Origin of the sequence: Terribacillus sp. AE2B 122, from assembly GCF_902497585.1 — a bacterium.
Lineage (GTDB): Bacteria > Bacillota > Bacilli > Bacillales > Amphibacillaceae > Terribacillus > Terribacillus saccharophilus_A.
Genome location: NZ_LR700949.1, coordinates 255 through 458 on the forward strand (window position 1 = coordinate 255; position 204 = coordinate 458).

Annotated in this window: 1 rRNA gene (cut by a window edge); it reads left to right on the forward strand. The window is 42.2% G+C overall.

What is annotated here, in order from left to right:
- Positions 1 to 101: 101 nt before the first annotated feature.
- Positions 102 to 204, forward strand: a 5S ribosomal RNA gene (gene rrf / locus AE2B122_RS16225); it runs 19 nt beyond the window's last position.

Consider the following 204-nt stretch of genomic DNA (forward strand, 5'->3'; position numbering starts at 1 on the left):
ACATGATTCTTATCTAGTTTTGAAGGTTCACTTCAAAAAAACTTGCTTTTCCTGATCAGACAGTGTATAATATATATTGTCGTAGGAAAAGATAAGTAAGGTCTGGTGGTAATAGCGAAGAGGTCACACCTGTTCCCATGTCGAACACAGTAGTTAAGCTCTTCAGCGCCGATGGTAGTTGGGTTCGCCCTGCGAGAGTAGGAC